This is a genomic window from Salinibacterium sp. SWN1162, assembly GCF_015864675.1.
GTDB lineage: Bacteria > Actinomycetota > Actinomycetes > Actinomycetales > Microbacteriaceae > Rhodoglobus.
Genome location: NZ_JADYWT010000001.1, coordinates 62,366 through 79,439 on the forward strand (window position 1 = coordinate 62,366; position 17,074 = coordinate 79,439).

A 17,074-nucleotide genomic window follows, 5' to 3' on the forward strand; every position below is an offset into this window, starting at 1 on the left:
ACAGACACTAGGCCGATTGAAGCATTTTCGCTCGCACGTGCGTTGATTCCACCGAAATGTCTTGCACAATTTACAGTTAAGTAATGGCTGCACACCTCCCCACAATTCTCGTTCTCCCCGGTGGAGGGTATTCGCGCCTCGCACCCCACGAAGGCGAGCCGGTTGCTGCCTGGTTGCGGTCAATCGGCTGGAATGCTCGCGTCGTCGAGTACCCCGTGAGCACGAAGCATCCCGCCCCGTTGCTGGCAATTCAGTCTGAAATTGCGAAGGAACGTGCACTAGGGGCCCCACTCGTGGGCGTTTTGGGCTTCTCTGCCGGCGGCCATTTGGCTGGCCACGCCGCCGTCGCCCCCGTCGCGAAAGACAACGAACGCCCCGACTTTGCCGTGCTCGGCTACCCCGTGGTCAGCATGGTGACACCCACGCACGCCGGGTCTCGCGAAGAACTCATCGGGCTGGATGCCAACGACTACCTTCGTCAGGACACCTCGATTGAGTTGTTAGTGACGCCCGCTACTCCACCCATGTTCATCTGGCACACGGCTGCTGACGCGCCCGTGCCTGTAGACGAGCACTCGTACCCGCTCGCTGCCGCGCTGGCGGCGGCCGGCGTGCGTCACGAACTGCACGTGTTCTCCGACGGCAAGCACGGGCTTGGCCTCGCCGAGGGAACGCCGGCGGAAGCGTGGCAGGCACTCTGCGAAATCTGGTTGAGCTCGCTGCGCTAGCGGGAGGCCGCTGCTCTAGCAGGAGGCCGCCGTGCTGCTCTGCTGCTGCGTCCGGAACCCCGGGCCTAACGGCGCAAACGCTGCGTCGCGCTCTAACGGCGCAAGCTGAAGGCTTCGGCCTTGTTGGTCGGGCCTGACACGAGAATGGTGTCGTCGGCGGCAATGACGGTTTTCTCGTCGGTGTAGGTCCAGGTGCCGCCGAGCGGGCGAACAGCCGTGACGGTGACTCCCGCCGTTGACCGCACGCGCGACTCCCCCAGCGTCTTGCCAATAATCGCGGCGGGCGGCGCCATCTTGACGAGCGAGAAGTTATCGCCGATCTCGAGGTAGTCCTGCATCGATCCCCGCACGAGGTGAGCGACGCGACGCCCCATTTCCTTCTCGGGGTAGATCACGTGACTCACGCCGAGCTGCTCGAGAATAGTGCCGTGCGCATCGCTGACGGCCTTGGCCCAGACGTGCGCCACATTGAACCGCAACAGCAGCGACGTCGTCAGGATGCTCGCCTGAATGTCACTGCCGATCGCCACGACCACGCGATCGAACTCGGGCACCGCCAACTGCTGCAGCACCTCCTCGCGGGTGGAGTCGGCGGCGACCACGTGAGTGAGTTGCCCGTTGAGTTCTTGCACGATCGACTCATCCGAATCGATGCCGAGCACTTCGGTGCCGTTAGCCATCAGCTCCAGCGCCAGAGCGCGACCGAAACGCCCCAACCCGATGACCGCCACAGAATCTGCGGCGGCCACGGTAGCGGCATCCGAACCAGAGAACATACGCAATTTAGCCAATGATCGGCCTTTCTTTGGGGAGTTCATACAGGACAGCGCGCTCACGCAGAGCAAGCGCGGTAGCGAAACCGATGGGGCCAAGGCGGCCCACGAACATGAGCACGGCCAAGATAAGTTGCGCGGCCACGGGCAGCTCGGGCGTGATGCCCTCCGAGAGGCCGACTGTGCCGAAGGCCGACACTGTTTCGAACAGCACGGGGCTGAGCGGCAGCCCGGAGAGCAACATGATGGTCACCGTGGATGTCGCGACAACGCCGACCGAGAGCAAGACCACCGCGATCGCCTGGCGGTGCACCGCGCGCGACAGTCGCTTACCGAAGACGTTCACGACGCCGTCTCCACGAACCTCCGCGAGGAGGATGAAGAACAGCACCGCGAAGGTCGTCACCTTGATGCCGCCGGCAGTGCCGGCGGGGCCGCCGCCGATGAACATGAGCGCGGTCATCCCGAACTGTGTTGCTTCACTCATGGCGCCGATATCGACGCTGTTGAAGCCAGCGGTGCGAGTTTGGACCGACTGAAAGAAGCCAGCCAAAAGCTTGGCAGGCCAGTCGAGCGGGCCGAGGGTGGCGGGGTTGTTCCATTCGATGAGGGTGATGTAGGCGGCGCCAGCGACCAGCAGCAGCGGAGTCGCCGCGAGAACGATGCGCGTGTTCATGCTCCACTTGAGGCGGTTACCCCCAAAGCGCAGCAGTTGAACGATCACAGGAAAGCCGAGGCCGCCCAGGATGATCTCGGCGCACAGTGTGAGTGAGACCACCGGGTCGTCAACGAACGAGATCATGTTGTCGCTGAAGAGCGCGAAGCCCGCGTTGTTGAACGACGACACCGCGTGGAAGAGTGCAAACCACGCCGCCTCCCCCACGCTGTAGCCATAGCGCAGCAAAAACCAGAAGAAGAGGATGAGTGCGCCGACGCCCTCGATGACGAGCGAAATCTTGAGCACACCAAGAACGAGGCTGCGCACGTCTCCAAAGCCCACGTTTTTGGTTTCGGCGGCGGCCGTAATGCGCGAACGCAGCGACAGTCTTCGCACAACCGCGATACCGATGATGGAGGCGAAGGTCATGACGCCGAAGCCGCCGACCTGGATCAGCACCATGATGACGACTTGGCCAAAGCCCGTCCAGTAGGTCGACGTATCGACGATCACGTGGCCGGTCACACACATCGCGGAGACCGCGGTGAAGAACGCCTCCACGAGGGTTGCGCCACCCGGACCGGTACGCGAAATGGGTAGCGCCAGCAGGGTTGTGCCCGCTGCGATACCAATCAAAAACCCGAGAAGAGTGAGCTGCGCTGGGTGAACCAGTTTTCGCTTGCTCCCTGTCCCGCGAAGGATGTTGTGCACCGGGATACAGTACGCCTGTTTCGGGCAAAGTCGTACGGTTTTCTTTCGCTACGCTTAACATCAACCACCGCAACGACCGGAGATCTCACCGTGCCCCACGCCCCGGACGACCGGACGCAGGCCGAGGAGCTTCGAGCGCCCGTGCGCCGCCCGTGGCACTTCCCCCGCTGGCGACGTCGCCTGCGGGCTCGCTTGCCGATGAACAGCGACATCGAGATCACTCGCACCGTCGTGGGCATGCCCGAGATGATCCGCATCCGCCCCCGGCATCTCGCGCTTGCCGCTCTCGGCGGCGGTCTCGGTGCGGCAGTGCGATTCATCATCGCGCAGACAACCCCGATCTGGGAGACGCTCTCGCTCGGCACGATCATCGTGAACGTGGCGGGGCCGTTTCTGCTCGGGTTACTGCTTCAAACCTTGGCCGAACGCCAAGAATCGAGACGGATGCGCGTCATCCGCCTCCTCACCGCCGTTGGCTTCTTGGGCGCCCTGACCAGCTACGCGCAGCTCGCGATCGACATTGTGATCGTCTCGGAACGCCATCACGTGCTGCTCGCCGTTGCTTACGGCAGCGCAACGCTCATTGCCGGAGCGGGAGCCGTGTGGCTGGGCGTCTTCACATCGAAGAGTTGGTTCCGCATTATTCGCCAACACGAACGGTTGGTTCGATGATCATCGGAGCGCTCTTCATCACCGTCGCGGGCGGACTCGGCGCCGCCCTGCGCCTGGCCGTGAATGCATTCGTGCACCGCCGCATCCGCACCAACTATCCCGTGGCGATGTCGATCATCAACATCACCGGGTCGTTTCTGTTCGGCCTCATCACGGGTATGACAGCGGGCCACTTCGTGCCCGAAGAGCTTGGCCTCTACGCTGGCGTCGGCATGGTGGGTGGCTTCACCGCGTTCAGCACGACGAGCTTTCAGACTCTGCGGCTGCTGCAAGAGAATCGCGTGTGGCTCGCGATTCTCAACTCGTTCGGCATGCTTGCCGTCGCCGTGCTGATGGCGGCGTTCGGGCTCATGCTCGGGCGGGCGCTCTAGCCGCAGCTGAGTCAGAGCGCAGCACCCAGCCGCTCGCTTAGGCGCTGATCGGCTCCAACACGAAGACGGGAATCTCGCGCTCAGTCTTGGCTTGGTAATCCTCGTAATCGGGGTAGGCCGCAACCGCGCGTTCCCACCAGAGCGCCTTTTCGTCGCCGGTCACTTCTCGCGCCTCGAAATCGCCCTTGAAGCCCACATCGTGCAGTTCGACATGCGGGTTGGAAACGATGTTGTAGAACCAGACCGGATGCTTGGGAGCCCCGCCCAAGGAGGCAACAACGGCATAGTGGCCGTCGTGCTCCACCCGCATGAGAGCGGTCTTGCGCAGCTTGCCAGACTTGGCACCAACCGTGGTCAGCACGATGATCGGCATGTCTCGCATGAGGTTGCCTTCGTGCCCATTGCTGGCTTCGAAAACGTCGGCCTGGTTGCGGGCCCACTCTGACGTGCTGGGTTCGTATTCTCCTGTTAGCGGCATGCTTCCACGTTACCTTCCGGCGCCTGAAGACATTACTCAGAGATAGGTAGTTTCTACTCACGCGCTCGCGTGGGTGTGAGGGCTTTACTGGTCTCATGATCACTTCACAGCGCGCGCTCACAAGCGCAACCGCCATCGCAATCGCGGCCGGCCTCAGCCTTTCCCTCTCCGGTTGCTTCGCCAACCCCCTCGAGAGCTTCACCGATAACCTCATCGAGGACACCGTGGAGAACGCGATTGAGGGCGCTACGGGAGTAGACGTCGACGTTGATGGGGATGGTTCCGGAGGATCGTTGCCCAAGTCGTGGCCGGCAGAAGTTCCCGCCCCCGATGGCAACATCCTCTTCTCGCTCGGCATCGACGATGGCTACAGCGCCACGATTCAGGTGGACTCCGACGCGGCAGCCGAGGCAGGCTACGAAGCACTCGTCTCGAGTGGCTTTGAAATGATCTCTGAATTCTCGCTGGGAGACGAGGGGGTCATGTACGGTCTCGAGAGCGACAGCTGGATCGTTCAGTACTCGTGGGGCACGAACGAAGAAGATGGAACTCTCGTGAACATGATTCTGACGGCCAATGAGGAGTAAAAACTAGCGCCGGTGGCGGCGCCCACTAAAAAGGGCACCACCACTAAAGCTCAGAAAGAGCTTCTTCGAGTTCCACCCGACCTTTGACGCCCAGCTTGCGATAGATGCGGGCTAAGTGGTTATCAACGGTGCGAACGGAAAGCCCGAGGTCTTCGCCAATTTCGCGACTTCGCCTTCGACCGGCAGCGGCTCGAGCGATTGTCCACTCCCGCTCGGTGAGCTCATCGGCGGGTACCTCGCCCGGTACGCGATCCATGTCGGCAGCCAGGCGGCGGGCGAGCAGCGTGGCTTTACGCTCCCACTCGCGGCGGTCTGCCTTGGCCGCGACACGCGCACCTTCGAGAAGGCCGTCGACCGCGAGCGCAGCCACTCCCGAGGCAGCAAGAGCAGGCGCGAGTTTACAGAGGCGGGCAACATCCGCTGCCGCTGCCGCTTCGGTCCATTCCCGGATGCGGGCAATCAGCGGTGACGGCGATAGTTGCGTCAGCAGTTGCAGTTGTTCGAGCGCGGCAGCCGGATGCCCGACCCGGATCGCCACGGTCAGTGTGAGGGCACTCAGCAGGAAGTGACCGAGCATGATCGCCTCGGCGACGGCCGCGACGATGACGCCCGCGGCCTCGTCATGGCGGCCTTCGGCGGCGAGCAACCAGGCCTCACACTCCGCGCGCTGCAGAATGACTTTGGCGTCACCCGCCTGTTCGGGGGAAACCTCGGAGAGCAATTCGCGTGCCGTTTCGGGATCGCCCAGTTGCGCGTCGACGGTGGCGTGAAGGGCTACGGCGGTGCCCAAGAGCCCGGTGAAGTCACGCCACTTGAGCTGTTCGACCGCGAGCGAAGCGAGAGTTTGGGCATCACCGACGCGCCCTTCGTGCAGGCGCACGATGGCCAGCGCATACGACCACACTCCCGCAGAGTCGGCAAAGCGGTCGAGGCGGCGCTGAGTTGCGAAATCACGAGCACGGCCAATTTCGGCATCAGCAACGAGCGCCAAGAACTCGGAAAGGTCGAGCAGCGAACCGGCAAAGGGAGCTTCGAACCGGTAGGCGTCGGCCAAGGGGCGGGTCTGCAGAATTGCCGCAAACGCGTCGGCCGGATTGCCGGCCATTGTCGCGATCATGGCGGCCGTGAGCCCGGCGTTCACAGCGCCGAGTCCGCCGTCGGGCGATACCGGGCCCGCGACCTCGGTCAGGGCATGAGCGTCTCCGGTCATGAGCTGCCATTTCGCGAGTTCCGGTCGCAGCACGGCTTGGGCGCCCGCATCCATTCTCGACAGCTCACACGTCACGCGATCGACGGCATCCGAGGGTCGGGAGAGGCGATAAACCATGTGCTGTCCCCAGCGGGCCAGAGCGATGGCACGCTGTTCCTCGTCCCGTGACAGCGCGATAGCGGACTCGAAAACAACCGACGAGCGCTCGGACTCGGCCAGCGCCGAGAGGGCACTCGCGAGAACGAGTTCGGGAGCAAAACGGCGTTCGGCGAGCTGAGCCCGTTCTGCGAGCGAAGCCGCCACCGCATGGTCGCCAGCCGCATGCGCGTAGCTGGCCACCCAATCCAGATCATCGTTACTGATTTCGGCATCAGTGGTGGTCAGCAACACGGTCGCGGTGAAGCGCAGTTGCTGATCGTGCATCGGCATCAGTCGCCCGGCGATGTCCTTCACAAGCTCGGCACGCGCGGCCTGTTCGAGATCGATCGTGAGCGCCTCGGCAAACAGCGGGTGAGCCAGGCGCACGAGCGGCGTGGCCTCGGTGCCGGCATCCTCGGCGATGCCCTCGCTGGTGAGATGAGCCAGTGCGTCGATTTCGTCGGCAGCGATTACCGAGCGAGGGATCGGTTGCGCGATCGCGATCAGTTGCGCCAATCGGCGCGGAGCGGAAGCGAGTTGCTCCACGCGGTCTGCAATGGTGGCCCGCACGTGCTTCGGCAGCGTGGCCACCGATACTTCAACACCAAAATCGCCGGTGCGGATGCCGCCCGCTCGCCCCGCCGCAAAGATCAGTTCCCGCAGCATCAGTGGGTTACCGCGGCTCGCCTCGAACAGGGCGCGAAGGCTCTCGGGGCGCACGGTGCCCCCTAAATACTGTTGGAGGATCGACTGGCTGTGTTCGAGGCTCAAGCCTTCAAGCTCGACAATGTCGATCAGATTTTCGTGCAATAACCGGGCGATGGGGCCGTCGACCTCGTGCGAGTCGCGAGCGGTGAGCAGCGTCGTGACGCCGAAGACTCGCACCAGTTGGTAGAGCACCCCGGCCGAGACGGCATCCAAGAGCGGAGCGTCATCGATGACGAGGACGAACTTGTGCGGGTTCTCCCCCACCACTCCGACGAGCGCTTGCACCCGATCGCTCACGCTTTCGATATCGTGCCTACCGGCGCTGGCCAGCACGGGAGCGAGGGCACCGAGCGGCACCTCCGCCAGCTCAGCGAGACCGATTATGGGGATCACGGTTCGGCCGTCGGCGCGCAGTGCATGCGAGATGTGGGCGCCCAATGTTGTCTTGCCGACGCCGCTCGGGCCGCGCAACATGACCGACCGCGAATGCGGGCCGCGAAGGGCCGCGAGCACAGCATCCCGCTCACTTTCGCGAGGGAGAACGGGCCAGCGAGCCATAATGTCCCCCTCCTGCACGCAATAGTCGACGTCGCCGCCAGCATAGCGGCCGGGTGTTGCGGACTAAATAACGATTGCGTGAGGCATGCTGGATACGCTGTTGCCCACCGCCTTGTTCAGGAGACCTGCGCCATGATCACTATCGCTCTTCCCGACCAGCAGACGTTCGACCGATTGGCGCCGCAACTGTCCGACGTTGATGTGATTGTGTGGGCTCTCGCCGATGGCGCACCGCCACGGCACATTGACTTGGCCCTTCTGGGCTACCTGGGTGCCTCCGGCGGCCTGAGAGGGTTTGCCGGCCTAGACGTCGCCGCGCTTCAATCGCAATCGCTCGGGTACGACGGCGTGCAGGGCCGCCTGCCCGCGGGCATCACCTATTGCAACGCTGTGGGAGTGCACGAATCTTCCACCGCGGAACTCGCCGTCGGCATGATGATCTCGGAACAGCGCGGTTTTCCCGAGCACTTTGCGAACCAGCAGACCGGCACCTGGAGCCAACACGAACAGCCCGGTGTCGCCGGCAAGACCGTCGTGATTGTCGGAGCTGGCGGCGTGGGAAACCAGATCGCCGACAAGCTGGCACCCTTCGAGGCCAACGTTGTGCGCGTCGCCCGCACCAATCGCAGTGACGAACGCGGAGCCGTGCAGTCGATGGATGCACTGCCCGCTTTGCTGGCCCGCGCCGACATCGTCGCTATTGCCGTGCCCCTCAACGAAGCCACCACGGGGCTCGTCGATGCCGCCTTCTTAGACGCCATGAAACCCGGCGCGCTGCTCGTGAATGTGTCTCGAGGCAAAATCGTCGACACCGACGCGCTCGTGGCGGCGGCATCCGCTGGCCACGTTCGAGCAGCGCTCGACGTCACCAACCCTGAGCCGCTACCCAGCGACCACCCGCTCTGGTCGATCCCCGGTGTGACCATCACGCCGCACATCGGCGGGGCAACCTCAGCGATGCACGCCCGAGTGGATGCCGTGATGCGCGAGCAAGTTCGCCGCCTAGTAGCCGGTGAAGCGCTCGCGCACGTGGTGATCGACGGGCGCTAGCGGTCTACCCCGCTAACGCCCGACCACTCCGTACTACTAGCTAGCGGGCTGAGCAATCACCGGCTGAGTGACAACGATGGCGTGAGTTCCGGCACTTAACGAGACGCCGTTCTCTACCGTGACGCCGTCGACGGTGATCACCGATGAATCGCCGACTGGGGCATCCAGTAGGCCGGTGCTTCCCATGGGAAGCGTGACCGTAGCCAGCAGCGAATCGTTCTCGAGACGCCAGTCGATGGCAACTTCACCGGCGCGCGATTCGACAGAGGCTCGTGCCCAGTCGATTCCCACTGCCGGGCGCGGAGCGACATGCACGAGTTCGTAACCGGGGCGCTCTGCGTCGGGAGCGATGCCGGCCACCGTGCGGTAAACCCAGTCAATTACTGCGCCATACGCATAGTGGTTGAACGAGATCATCGAGTCGCCCGTGTCCATGTCGCCCTGATGGATCGAACCATCGGGCTGGATGGCATCCCAGCGTTCCCAAATCGTCGTGGCTCCGCGGTCGACCTGGTACAACCACGACGGAGCATCGCGGCGCAGCAGCATGAGGAATGCTTCGTCGTTGTGGCCCGTGCGCGTCAGCGCCGGCAAGACCAATGGAGTGCCGAGGAAGCCGGTCGTGATGCGACCGGCGGTGTCCCGCACGAGCTGAGCGAGCTCGTTTCCGAGAGTCTCATGCTCAGCAACGGGCGCAATCGTGAACTCGATGGCCATCGCAAGTCCGGCGGCGCTGTTGCGCGCGTCGGTTCCCCAGCGCTTCCACGTCTCGGCCGCAACGGCATCAGCGAGCGCGTCAATCCGCGTGGCTTCGTCCGCGTCACCGACCAAGCGCTCAGAGCGAGCAAGCAGTCGAGCCGAGTGCGCGTAAAACGCGTTCGCCACGAAGTCCGCCGAGACCTTGGCTTCCCACGGACGGTCGCCCGGGGCATCAGGGTCGAGCCAGTCACCGAACTGGAACTCGGTCGACAGCACGATGCCGTCGCCCGCCCAGTTGGCCAAGTACTCCACCCAGCGGCGCATGCTCGAGAGCTGCTGCTCGAGAACTTCGGTCGAACCGTAGGACTCGTAGATCGACCACGGCACGATTGTCGCCGCATCGCCCCACCCAGCACGCCCCATGATCGACGTCGGAACGCCATCGAGAAGGAAGTCGGAGTCGATGAGCATGTTGGGCACCACGGCAGCGACCGCACCGTCATCATCCTGATCAATCTCAAGGTCGAGAAGCCAGGAGCGCCAAAAGCTTTCGGTGTCGAAGATAGTGTTGGCGGTCATGGCGAAGGCTTGGGCGTCACCCGTCCACCCCATGCGCTCATCGCGCTGGGGACAGTCGGTCGGAACTGAAACGAAGTTGTCTCGCTGCGACCAGAGCACATTCTCGTGCAAGCGGTTCAGCGCGGTGTGTGAGCTCTCGAAGTGGCCGCGGCGCGGGGTATCGGAGCTGATGGCGATGCCGACCGCACTGACGATCTCAACATTACCCAGCACATCCGCGTACCGGAAACCGTGGAAGGTGAAGCGCGGTTCGAGCGTGTGCTCGCCGTCGCGGTCGAGCACGTAGGTGTCTGTTGCCTTCGCCGAGCGGAGCGCCGCAACGTGCAGCGCGCCGTCGGGCTCGAGCACCTCTGCATGGCGAACCGTGACGGTATCGCCCTTCTTGCCGCGAACCACCAAGCGCACCCAGCCCGCGATGTTCTGGCTGCCGTCGAGCACGGTGCGTTCTCCGGTGGAGACCGTGGTCATCGAAAATTCGGCGATGGTGCGGATCGGGGGCGCAATGCGGGGAACGAAGAGTGCCGGGTCGACATCCAGAACCTGCACGGCGCTCCACGCGCTGTCGTCGAATCCGGGGCTGCTCCAGCCGGTGGGCTCCAACGAGAAGTCGATGTCGGTGCCGTCATAAATGCTCGACGCCGTGACCTCGCCCGTGGATGCTCGCCACGAGTCATCGGTGCGGAACTCCTCACGGCTGCCATCGGCGAACTCCACCTCGAGCTGAGCGATGAGGCCCAACTCGGTGCCGTAGATCGCGTCGCGGTCGCGCCAGCCGAGGCGGCCGCGGTACCACCCGTCGCCGAGCATCGCGCCGAGCACGTTCTCGCCTTCCGTGAGTAAAGCGGTGACGTCGTGCGTCGCGACAACGATGCGTTCTTGGTAGGCGGTCCAGCCTGGAGAGAGGTGCTCTTCTCCGACGCGAGTGCCGTTGATTGCGAGTTCGTGAACGCCGAGCGAACTCACGCGCAACCGCGCCCGCACGGGCTTGCTGGCCAGCGTGAGCGAGCGGCGGAAGTACGGCGAGACGCCGGCAAGTGGGGCTGGCACGCTAATGACGGCCGCGCTGAGAGTGTCAACGCCTGCTTCGACGGCGAGCTCGCTGCTCCACGCGGTCCAGCCGGCGGCTGTTGCAACGCGAACGCGAAAGTGACGCACCCCCGCAGCGGGAAGGTCTCCCCCGGGAGCGAGAACTCCGGATGTCCCTGCACCCTCGGTCGGGTCGGTCACCAACTCTTCGGTGTCGTTGCCGTTGCCGTTGCCGTTGCGCCAGGAAATTTGGTACCCGAGTACCGCCGCAGCTTGTTCGCCTTCGAGCGACCAGGTCAAGCGCAGCCCCGTTCGCGGTACGCCGATCAGGTCGTCGGTGTACTGGGTCCGCAGGTGCGTTGCCCGAAGTTGATCATCAGACTTATCAAAAGTCGGTAGGAATGCCAAAGGTGGGGGCCCTTTCGTTTACGTCGTTGTGAGTTCCAGCCTACATAAAACGTTTCAATTAAAATACGTTTATTACGGGTTTTTTGTCACGCGGGGAAGGATTATCGGGGCCGCGGAAGCTCATAGATTCTCATATTTATCGACTCCGATTGACAGCCTCGGGATTCGCCCGTATTCTTTCAGGACGTTGAACCGATTCAATTATGTACCACCAAGAAACATTCCGACTTTACAAGGAGGTAAAGCAGATGAACGCACTTACCAAGCGACGCAAACTCATGGCGGCACTCGTGACTGGAGCAGCAATTTCACTCACGATCGCCGGCTGTTCAACCGGCGGCGCATCGGCAGACGGCAAAGTTGAACTTTCGCTGCTCGTCGACAACACTGACGCCAACATTGCAACGGTAGAGGCACTCGCCGAAGCATTCACCGCTCAGAACCCCGACATCGAGATCGACGTTCAGACCCGCCCCGGCGGCGAAGAGGGCGACAACCTCATCAAGACGCGACTTGCCACTGGCGAAATGACGGACCTGTTCTGGTACAACTCGGGCTCGCTCATGCAGGCGCTGAACCCCGACCAGACCCTGCTCAACATCGCAGACGAACCGTTCATGGACACCGTCACCTCAACGTTCATCGACGGCGTCAGCACGCCGAACGGTGTCTACGCTGTTCCGGCTGGAACCGGCATGGGTGGCGGAATTCTCTACAACGAGGCCATCTACGCAGAACTCGGACTCGAAGTCCCCCTCACCTGGGATGACTTCATGGACAACAACGAAGCGATCTCGAACGCCGGCTACGACGCCGTCATCCAGACCTACACCGACGCGTGGACCTCACAGCTCTTCGTACTCGGCGACTTCTACAACGTTCTCGCAGAAGAGCCCAACTGGGCAGACGATTACACCGCCAACAAGGTGAACTACGCCGACGACGACGTTGCCATCCGTGGCTTCGAGCGTCTCCAAGAGGTATACGAAGCCGGCTACCTCAACGAGGACTTCGCCTCGTCGACCCTCGATGACGGACTGCGCATGCTTGCTCAGGGTGAGGGTGCTCACTACCCCATGCTGAGCTTCGCCGTCTCGACCATCGTTGAGCTCTACCCCGACCAGGCCGACGACATCGGCTTCTTCGCCCAGCCCGGAGACGGCCCGTCAAACGGTCTCACCACGTGGCTCGCAAACGGCATTTACGCTCCCGCCGACACCGAGCACCCCGACGAAGTCAAGAGCTTCATGGCATTCATCGCAACGGTAGAGGCCTGCGACGTGCAGTCTGACGCCGTCGGAGCAACCGGACCGTACTTCATCGAAGGTTGCGTGCTTCCCGATGACGTTCCGAACGCCACCGCCGACCTGCTCCCCTACTTCGAGACCGAAGGCGGAACCGCAGCAGCTCTCGAGTTCCTCTCTCCCGTCAAGGGACCGTCGCTGCCGCAGATCACTGTTGAAGTAGGTTCGGGCATCCGCTCCGCCACCGAGGGTGCAGCGCTCTACGACCAGGACGTCACCAAGCAAGCACAGCAGCTCGGACTCGAAGGCTGGTAACCAGCACTTCGGCAATACGCTGAAACAATCGCGGGGGTCGACTCGACTTCGAGTCGGCCCCCGCATTCATCCATCACAGTCAACGGAGACATCATGGCCATAACCACCGAGCGGCGGCTCGCGCGCCAGTCGAAACGACCGGGGCGCCTTCCCGAAAAACCCCGCAAAAGTCGCCAGAAGAGCCAGTACCCGATGTGGTTCTACATCCCGGCGGCCGTGCTCTTCTTCACGCTGTTTGTGGTTCCCACGATCGCTAGCTTTTACTTCAGCCTTACTCGCTGGTCACTTTTCGACATCGAGTTCATCGGCTTTGACAACTTCGTTCAATTCTTCCGTGAGCCCATGCTCGTTCAAGGGTTCGTCAACACCTTCATCTTCGGGTTCATCACCTCGGGGCTGAAAGTCGTCTTCGGCCTGCTACTGGCTGTGTTGCTTTCCAGCCAGATCATGGGTCGCACCTTCCTTCGCTCAGTCGTCTTCTTCCCCGTACTGGTCTCCGTTGTCGGCGTCGGCATCACCTTCCGTGTGCTCATGGATCCCTTCGACGGACTCATCAACACAGCCCTTGCCGGAATCGGCGTCGACGGCCCAGGCTGGCTCACCGACCCCAGCTACGCCCTGCTCTCCGTCGCGTTCGTTGAAGTCTGGCGCGGCGTCGGACTCGCGACTCTGATCTTCATCGCCGGAATCGTCGCTATCCCGGATGAATACTTCGAAGCGGCCACCACAGATGGCGCGAGCCCCTTCCAGAATTTCTGGCACATCACACTGCCGCTAGTTCGCCCCGCCATGGTGACCGTCGTCATCCTCTCCCTCATCGGTGGGCTGCGATCGTTCGACCTCATTTGGGCGATGACGAAGGGTGGCCCCGGCTTCACCAGCGACGTGATCGCCTCGGTGATCTTCAAGCAGTACCAAGCGGGGTTCTACGGCCTCTCGAGCGCCGGAAACGTGGTGCTCTTCGTTGTCGTCACCGCGATCATTGTGCCTATCTTCTGGTTCCTCAACCGTAAGGAGGCAGACCAATGAAACGTCGCACCCGCTCCATCCTGACCGGAACCCTCGCGATTGTCGCGTCGATCGTCGTGTTCCTGGTGCCGTTCACCTTCATCCTGATGACGGCGTCGAAGACCCGCCAAGAGTCTGCAGCCCTAGAGTTTTCGTGGCCCGAGCAGTTCGCTCTCTTCGAGAACATCGTGGAGGTTATCCAAACTCGCGACTTTATGCTCATCACGGCGTTCATCAACTCCACCGTGCTGACAGTGGCAAGCGTCACGCTCATGGTGCTGTTTTCCGCCATGGTGGGCTGGGTACTCCAGCGACGCCAGTCACGCTGGAACCCCGCGATCAACCTCATGGTTCTCGCTGGGCTCATCATCCCGCCGGCCGTCGTGCCGACCATTTGGGTGTTGCAGGGTCTTGAACTCTTCGGAACACTGCCCGGGCTCGTGCTCATTGAAGTAACCTTCGGACTGTCGTTCTCCGTGCTGATGTTCCGCGCCTTCATTGCAGCCATTCCTCGTGAACTCGACGAAGCGGCGACGATCGACGGAGCAGGCCCCATCCGGCTCTTCTTCCAGGTTGCGTTCCCCCTGCTGCGGAGCGTCATCGTCACGGTGATCGTGGTGCAGGCAGTCTTCGTCTTCAACGACTTCCAGAACCCGTTGTACTTCTTGCCCGGTGACGAAAACGCCACCGTGCAGCTGACGCTCTACAACTTCCAGAGCCAGTTCAACACTCAGTGGAACCTGCTGTTTACGAACATTCTTCTCATCACGATCCCACCCCTGATTATGTATATCTTCTTCCAGAGGCAGATCGTGGCCGGCATGACGAGTGGCGCTGTCAAGGGCTAGGTTGCATAACCACCACGTACGGGTGCTGTCCTTCGGGGCAGCACCCGTACGTCGTTAAGCTGCACTGACGTGGTTAATCTGCACTGACGTCGATCAGTCGAGAAGGTGGATGCCCGCCCGGTACTCCTTGGGGCTGATGCCGTAGGCACTGCGAAAGATGCGGGCAAAGTAGTTCGCGTCGTCGATCCCGGCCTGCTCCCCCACGCGCGCAACCGCCAGATCGGTCGACACGAGCAGCAGAGCCGCGCGCTCGAGCCGCACCTGCGCGATGAAGCGTGCGGGAGACGTTCCCAGCTCACGCCGAAAGATTCGCGTGAAGTGGGAGGGCGAGAGATTCGCCGCCGCGGCCACGGCAGGCACCGACCACTCGTGGGCTGGATCAGCGACGATCTGTGCCACGACACTCCACACCAGGTCACTCGACGAGGCCGCCACCTGCTCCACCCGATCCGGATCCCCGAAGTCGGTGAGCACCGCCATGATGCAGGTCAACAGGCCCACGCTGATCATGAAGGGCGCCTGCGGGCGTTGCTCGAGCGATGTCGCCCAGGCCACGGCATCGCCGAAGACATCGGCCGGTGCGGTCCAACTTGACGTGCCTGCCGAGAGTAGGCGCCGCGACGAGGTGGCATCGGTAAAGAGCCACGGCAAGTGCTCGAAAAGTACTCGCTCGTCGAAGTACACATTCACCACCGTCATGGTGGTGATGGGCTCGAACGAATGCCAGCTTCCCGGTCGCACAAGGAACACCGAACCCGCAACGGCATCATCCGTTCCCGTGCGCGAGATGTGCGTGCCGTGACCGCTCACGACGAGGGCGATTTCGACGAAATCGTGAGCATGTGGCTCGATCGTCTCGGGCACATCAACCGATTCTGCCCCGATTCGGCGGGAATCGGCGCCGAGAACTCCCGTGAGTGCGTAGCGGTCCATGCGTGCAACTCTAAAGCATCGCGCCCACAACTAAGCGCGAAAAATGCTAGTCCGTGACCAGCGGTTGCTAACAGTTGTGCGCGATGTGCGATCAAATCGAAGTATTGAACTTGGCTGGATTCAGCCCTGAAGGGTAGACAACGATGTCGGTATTGCACACGACCAGCACCACCGATGCGTCGAGCAACGGCTGGCGAGAAATTGCTCCTGAACTCACGCAGATCGCCGAGTGGTCGCATTCCGGCGTCGCCGTGCTGGCAGACGGCCGCATTGTCGTGTCGACTCCGGGCAGCGCACACGTCAGCGTGATCGCGCCCGACGGCTCCGTGACCACCCTCCCCTGTGGCGCTGGCATCTACCACGGCATGGCCACCGACCCCGGTGCTTCTAGCTCCGCAGTCTGGCTCGCCGACATCGGCGTCGAGGCTGACGGCGGCGGGCTCTTCCTCTTTGACGTCGACTCGAGGGAACTGACGGATGTCGGCCCCGACGACCGCACGACAGCGCACGTCGTCGGCTGGCGACCCACCGCCCTCGCCGTCGAACGCGGCATCACCGATCCGGCCGGTTCCGTGCTCTGGGTGGCGGATGGCTACGGTCACTCGCTGGTGCACCGCCTCGAAGACGGTCGCATCACCCTGACGATCGATGGCTCAGCCTCTGGCCAAGCCTTCGATTGCCCGCACGGTATCGCGCTCGACGATCGCGGCGACGAGACCCTCGTGGTCGTCGCCGACCGCTCGAATGAACGCTTGGTTTGGTTCGACCTCACCGGCGCGTACGTTCGCGAGCTGCGCAGCCCCCTCATCACGAGCCCGAGCTCAATCACCGTGTATGACAACCGTCTTATTGTCACCGAGCTGTTCGGCGGACTGATCGCTGTGGCATCCGACGACACCGTGACCGACCTACTGAACCGCTCCCCTCGTGAGCGCGTTGGCGCCTGGCCGAACGAAGGCGACAGCGACAACCTGCTGCGCCCGGCAGTCGTCCCCGGTCAGATCAACAGCCCGCACGGCATCGCCACGACCAAAGACGGCGTTGTGCTGACCGAGTGGATCATCGGCGGGCGCACTATCTTGCTCGGGCACGACATCGTCGGCACCCCCTAACCACAGCACCCTTAACCACAGCACCCTCACTGCACCTCAGTACGAACCAGAACACAGGAGTTCCCATGAAAATCGAAATTGATGCCGCTGCTTGCGTCGGTGCCGGCCAGTGCGTTCTCACGGCAGAAGACCTTTTCGACCAGGACGATGACGGAATCGTGTTGCTGCTCAACGCTGAGCCTGACGAATCTCGCTATGCCGCCGCTCGACGCTCCGCCGCGCTGTGCCCCGCACGCGCGATCACCATTCACGAGTAAATC

General features: G+C 62.7%; 16 protein-coding genes. 10 read left to right on the plus strand and 6 right to left on the minus strand.

What is annotated here, in order from left to right; genetic code table 11:
- Positions 1-83 precede the first annotated feature (83 nt).
- Positions 84-728: an alpha/beta hydrolase gene (locus tag I6E58_RS00310; protein ID WP_197129122.1), complete on the plus strand. Its 645-nt coding sequence runs from the start codon at positions 84-86 to the stop codon at positions 726-728.
- Between the two features lie 92 nt (positions 729-820).
- Here the strand turns inward: I6E58_RS00310 and I6E58_RS00315 are convergent, their stop codons facing one another.
- Together I6E58_RS00315 and I6E58_RS00320 are read right to left on the minus strand one after the other, a co-directional pair.
- A complete protein-coding gene (locus I6E58_RS00315; RefSeq protein WP_231595097.1) occupies positions 821-1,519 on the minus strand; it encodes a TrkA family potassium uptake protein in 699 nt (232 codons plus the stop codon).
- Complete coding sequence (locus I6E58_RS00320) at positions 1,512-2,870, minus strand: TrkH family potassium uptake protein (protein WP_129072827.1); 1,359 nt, start codon at positions 2,868-2,870, stop codon at positions 1,512-1,514. The genes I6E58_RS00315 and I6E58_RS00320 overlap by 8 nt, the downstream gene beginning before the upstream one ends.
- Before the next feature lie 90 nt (positions 2,871-2,960).
- Here I6E58_RS00320 and I6E58_RS00325 point away from each other — a divergent pair, with 90 nt between their 5' ends.
- A complete protein-coding gene (locus I6E58_RS00325; protein WP_129072826.1) occupies positions 2,961-3,542 on the plus strand; it encodes a CrcB family protein in 582 nt (193 codons plus the stop codon).
- A complete protein-coding gene (locus I6E58_RS00330; protein ID WP_197129125.1) occupies positions 3,539-3,913 on the plus strand; it encodes a CrcB family protein in 375 nt (124 codons plus the stop codon). Before I6E58_RS00325 ends, I6E58_RS00330 begins: the two co-directional genes overlap by 4 nt.
- A gap of 37 nt (positions 3,914-3,950) precedes the next feature.
- On the opposite strand, the gene I6E58_RS00335 is transcribed toward I6E58_RS00330, so the two are convergent.
- Entirely contained in the window at positions 3,951-4,391 is a 441-nt protein-coding gene (locus I6E58_RS00335; protein WP_197129128.1) for a nitroreductase family deazaflavin-dependent oxidoreductase, read from the minus strand.
- A 95-nt stretch (positions 4,392-4,486) separates the two neighbouring features.
- On the opposite strand from I6E58_RS00335, the gene I6E58_RS00340 reads away from it, so the two are divergent.
- Positions 4,487-4,978, plus strand: coding sequence for a hypothetical protein (locus I6E58_RS00340; RefSeq protein WP_197129131.1), 492 nt, complete (start codon positions 4,487-4,489; stop codon positions 4,976-4,978).
- 43 nt (positions 4,979-5,021) lie between these two features.
- Here the strand turns inward: I6E58_RS00340 and I6E58_RS00345 are convergent, their stop codons facing one another.
- A complete protein-coding gene (locus I6E58_RS00345) occupies positions 5,022-7,592 on the minus strand; it encodes a LuxR C-terminal-related transcriptional regulator (RefSeq protein ID WP_197129134.1) in 2,571 nt (856 codons plus the stop codon).
- Positions 7,593-7,724: 132 nt separating this feature from the next.
- On the opposite strand from I6E58_RS00345, the gene I6E58_RS00350 reads away from it, so the two are divergent.
- Positions 7,725-8,642: an NAD(P)-dependent oxidoreductase gene (locus tag I6E58_RS00350; RefSeq protein WP_197129137.1), complete on the plus strand. Its 918-nt coding sequence runs from the start codon at positions 7,725-7,727 to the stop codon at positions 8,640-8,642.
- 36 nt (positions 8,643-8,678) lie between these two features.
- Here the strand turns inward: I6E58_RS00350 and I6E58_RS00355 are convergent, their stop codons facing one another.
- Entirely contained in the window at positions 8,679-11,354 is a 2,676-nt protein-coding gene (locus tag I6E58_RS00355) for an alpha-L-rhamnosidase (RefSeq protein WP_197129141.1), read from the minus strand.
- 248 nt (positions 11,355-11,602) lie between these two features.
- Between I6E58_RS00355 and I6E58_RS00360 the strand changes: the two genes are divergently transcribed.
- The 3 genes from I6E58_RS00360 to I6E58_RS00370 all read left to right on the plus strand — a co-directional run bounded on the left by I6E58_RS00360 (position 11,603) and on the right by I6E58_RS00370 (position 14,769).
- The gene (locus tag I6E58_RS00360) at positions 11,603-12,913 is read left to right on the plus strand and encodes an ABC transporter substrate-binding protein (RefSeq protein WP_197129144.1); all 1,311 of its coding nucleotides are present in this window, start codon (positions 11,603-11,605) and stop codon (positions 12,911-12,913) included.
- Positions 12,914-13,006: 93 nt separating this feature from the next.
- Positions 13,007-13,942 (plus strand): carbohydrate ABC transporter permease, encoded by a 936-nt coding sequence (locus tag I6E58_RS00365; protein ID WP_197129148.1) that lies wholly within the window; start codon positions 13,007-13,009, stop codon positions 13,940-13,942.
- Positions 13,939-14,769 (plus strand): carbohydrate ABC transporter permease, encoded by an 831-nt coding sequence (locus I6E58_RS00370; protein WP_197129151.1) that lies wholly within the window; start codon positions 13,939-13,941, stop codon positions 14,767-14,769. The genes I6E58_RS00365 and I6E58_RS00370 overlap by 4 nt, the downstream gene beginning before the upstream one ends.
- Positions 14,770-14,862: 93 nt before the next feature.
- On the opposite strand, the gene I6E58_RS00375 is transcribed toward I6E58_RS00370, so the two are convergent.
- Complete coding sequence (locus tag I6E58_RS00375; protein WP_197129154.1) at positions 14,863-15,702, minus strand: AraC family transcriptional regulator; 840 nt, start codon at positions 15,700-15,702, stop codon at positions 14,863-14,865.
- Positions 15,703-15,845: 143 nt separating this feature from the next.
- On the opposite strand from I6E58_RS00375, the gene I6E58_RS00380 reads away from it, so the two are divergent.
- A complete protein-coding gene (locus I6E58_RS00380; protein ID WP_197129157.1) occupies positions 15,846-16,814 on the plus strand; it encodes a hypothetical protein in 969 nt (322 codons plus the stop codon).
- Between the two features lie 65 nt (positions 16,815-16,879).
- The gene (locus I6E58_RS00385; RefSeq protein WP_129072814.1) at positions 16,880-17,071 is read left to right on the plus strand and encodes a ferredoxin; all 192 of its coding nucleotides are present in this window, start codon (positions 16,880-16,882) and stop codon (positions 17,069-17,071) included.
- Positions 17,072-17,074: the final 3 nt, after the last annotated feature.

Coding starts and splice junctions, on each gene's coding strand:
- I6E58_RS00365 (WP_197129148.1), top strand. CDS start 13,007: ATGGCCATAACCACCGAGCGGCGGCTCGCGCGCCAGTCGAAACGACCG.
- I6E58_RS00375 (WP_197129154.1), bottom strand. CDS start 15,702: ATGGACCGCTACGCACTCACGGGAGTTCTCGGCGCCGATTCCCGCCGA.
- I6E58_RS00350 (WP_197129137.1), top strand. CDS start 7,725: ATGATCACTATCGCTCTTCCCGACCAGCAGACGTTCGACCGATTGGCG.
- I6E58_RS00335 (WP_197129128.1), bottom strand. CDS start 4,391: ATGCCGCTAACAGGAGAATACGAACCCAGCACGTCAGAGTGGGCCCGC.
- I6E58_RS00330 (WP_197129125.1), top strand. CDS start 3,539: ATGATCATCGGAGCGCTCTTCATCACCGTCGCGGGCGGACTCGGCGCC.
- I6E58_RS00310 (WP_197129122.1), top strand. CDS start 84: ATGGCTGCACACCTCCCCACAATTCTCGTTCTCCCCGGTGGAGGGTAT.
- I6E58_RS00340 (WP_197129131.1), top strand. CDS start 4,487: ATGATCACTTCACAGCGCGCGCTCACAAGCGCAACCGCCATCGCAATC.
- I6E58_RS00345 (WP_197129134.1), bottom strand. CDS start 7,592: ATGGCTCGCTGGCCCGTTCTCCCTCGCGAAAGTGAGCGGGATGCTGTG.
- I6E58_RS00380 (WP_197129157.1), top strand. CDS start 15,846: ATGTCGGTATTGCACACGACCAGCACCACCGATGCGTCGAGCAACGGC.
- I6E58_RS00360 (WP_197129144.1), top strand. CDS start 11,603: ATGAACGCACTTACCAAGCGACGCAAACTCATGGCGGCACTCGTGACT.
- I6E58_RS00385 (WP_129072814.1), top strand. CDS start 16,880: ATGAAAATCGAAATTGATGCCGCTGCTTGCGTCGGTGCCGGCCAGTGC.
- I6E58_RS00370 (WP_197129151.1), top strand. CDS start 13,939: ATGAAACGTCGCACCCGCTCCATCCTGACCGGAACCCTCGCGATTGTC.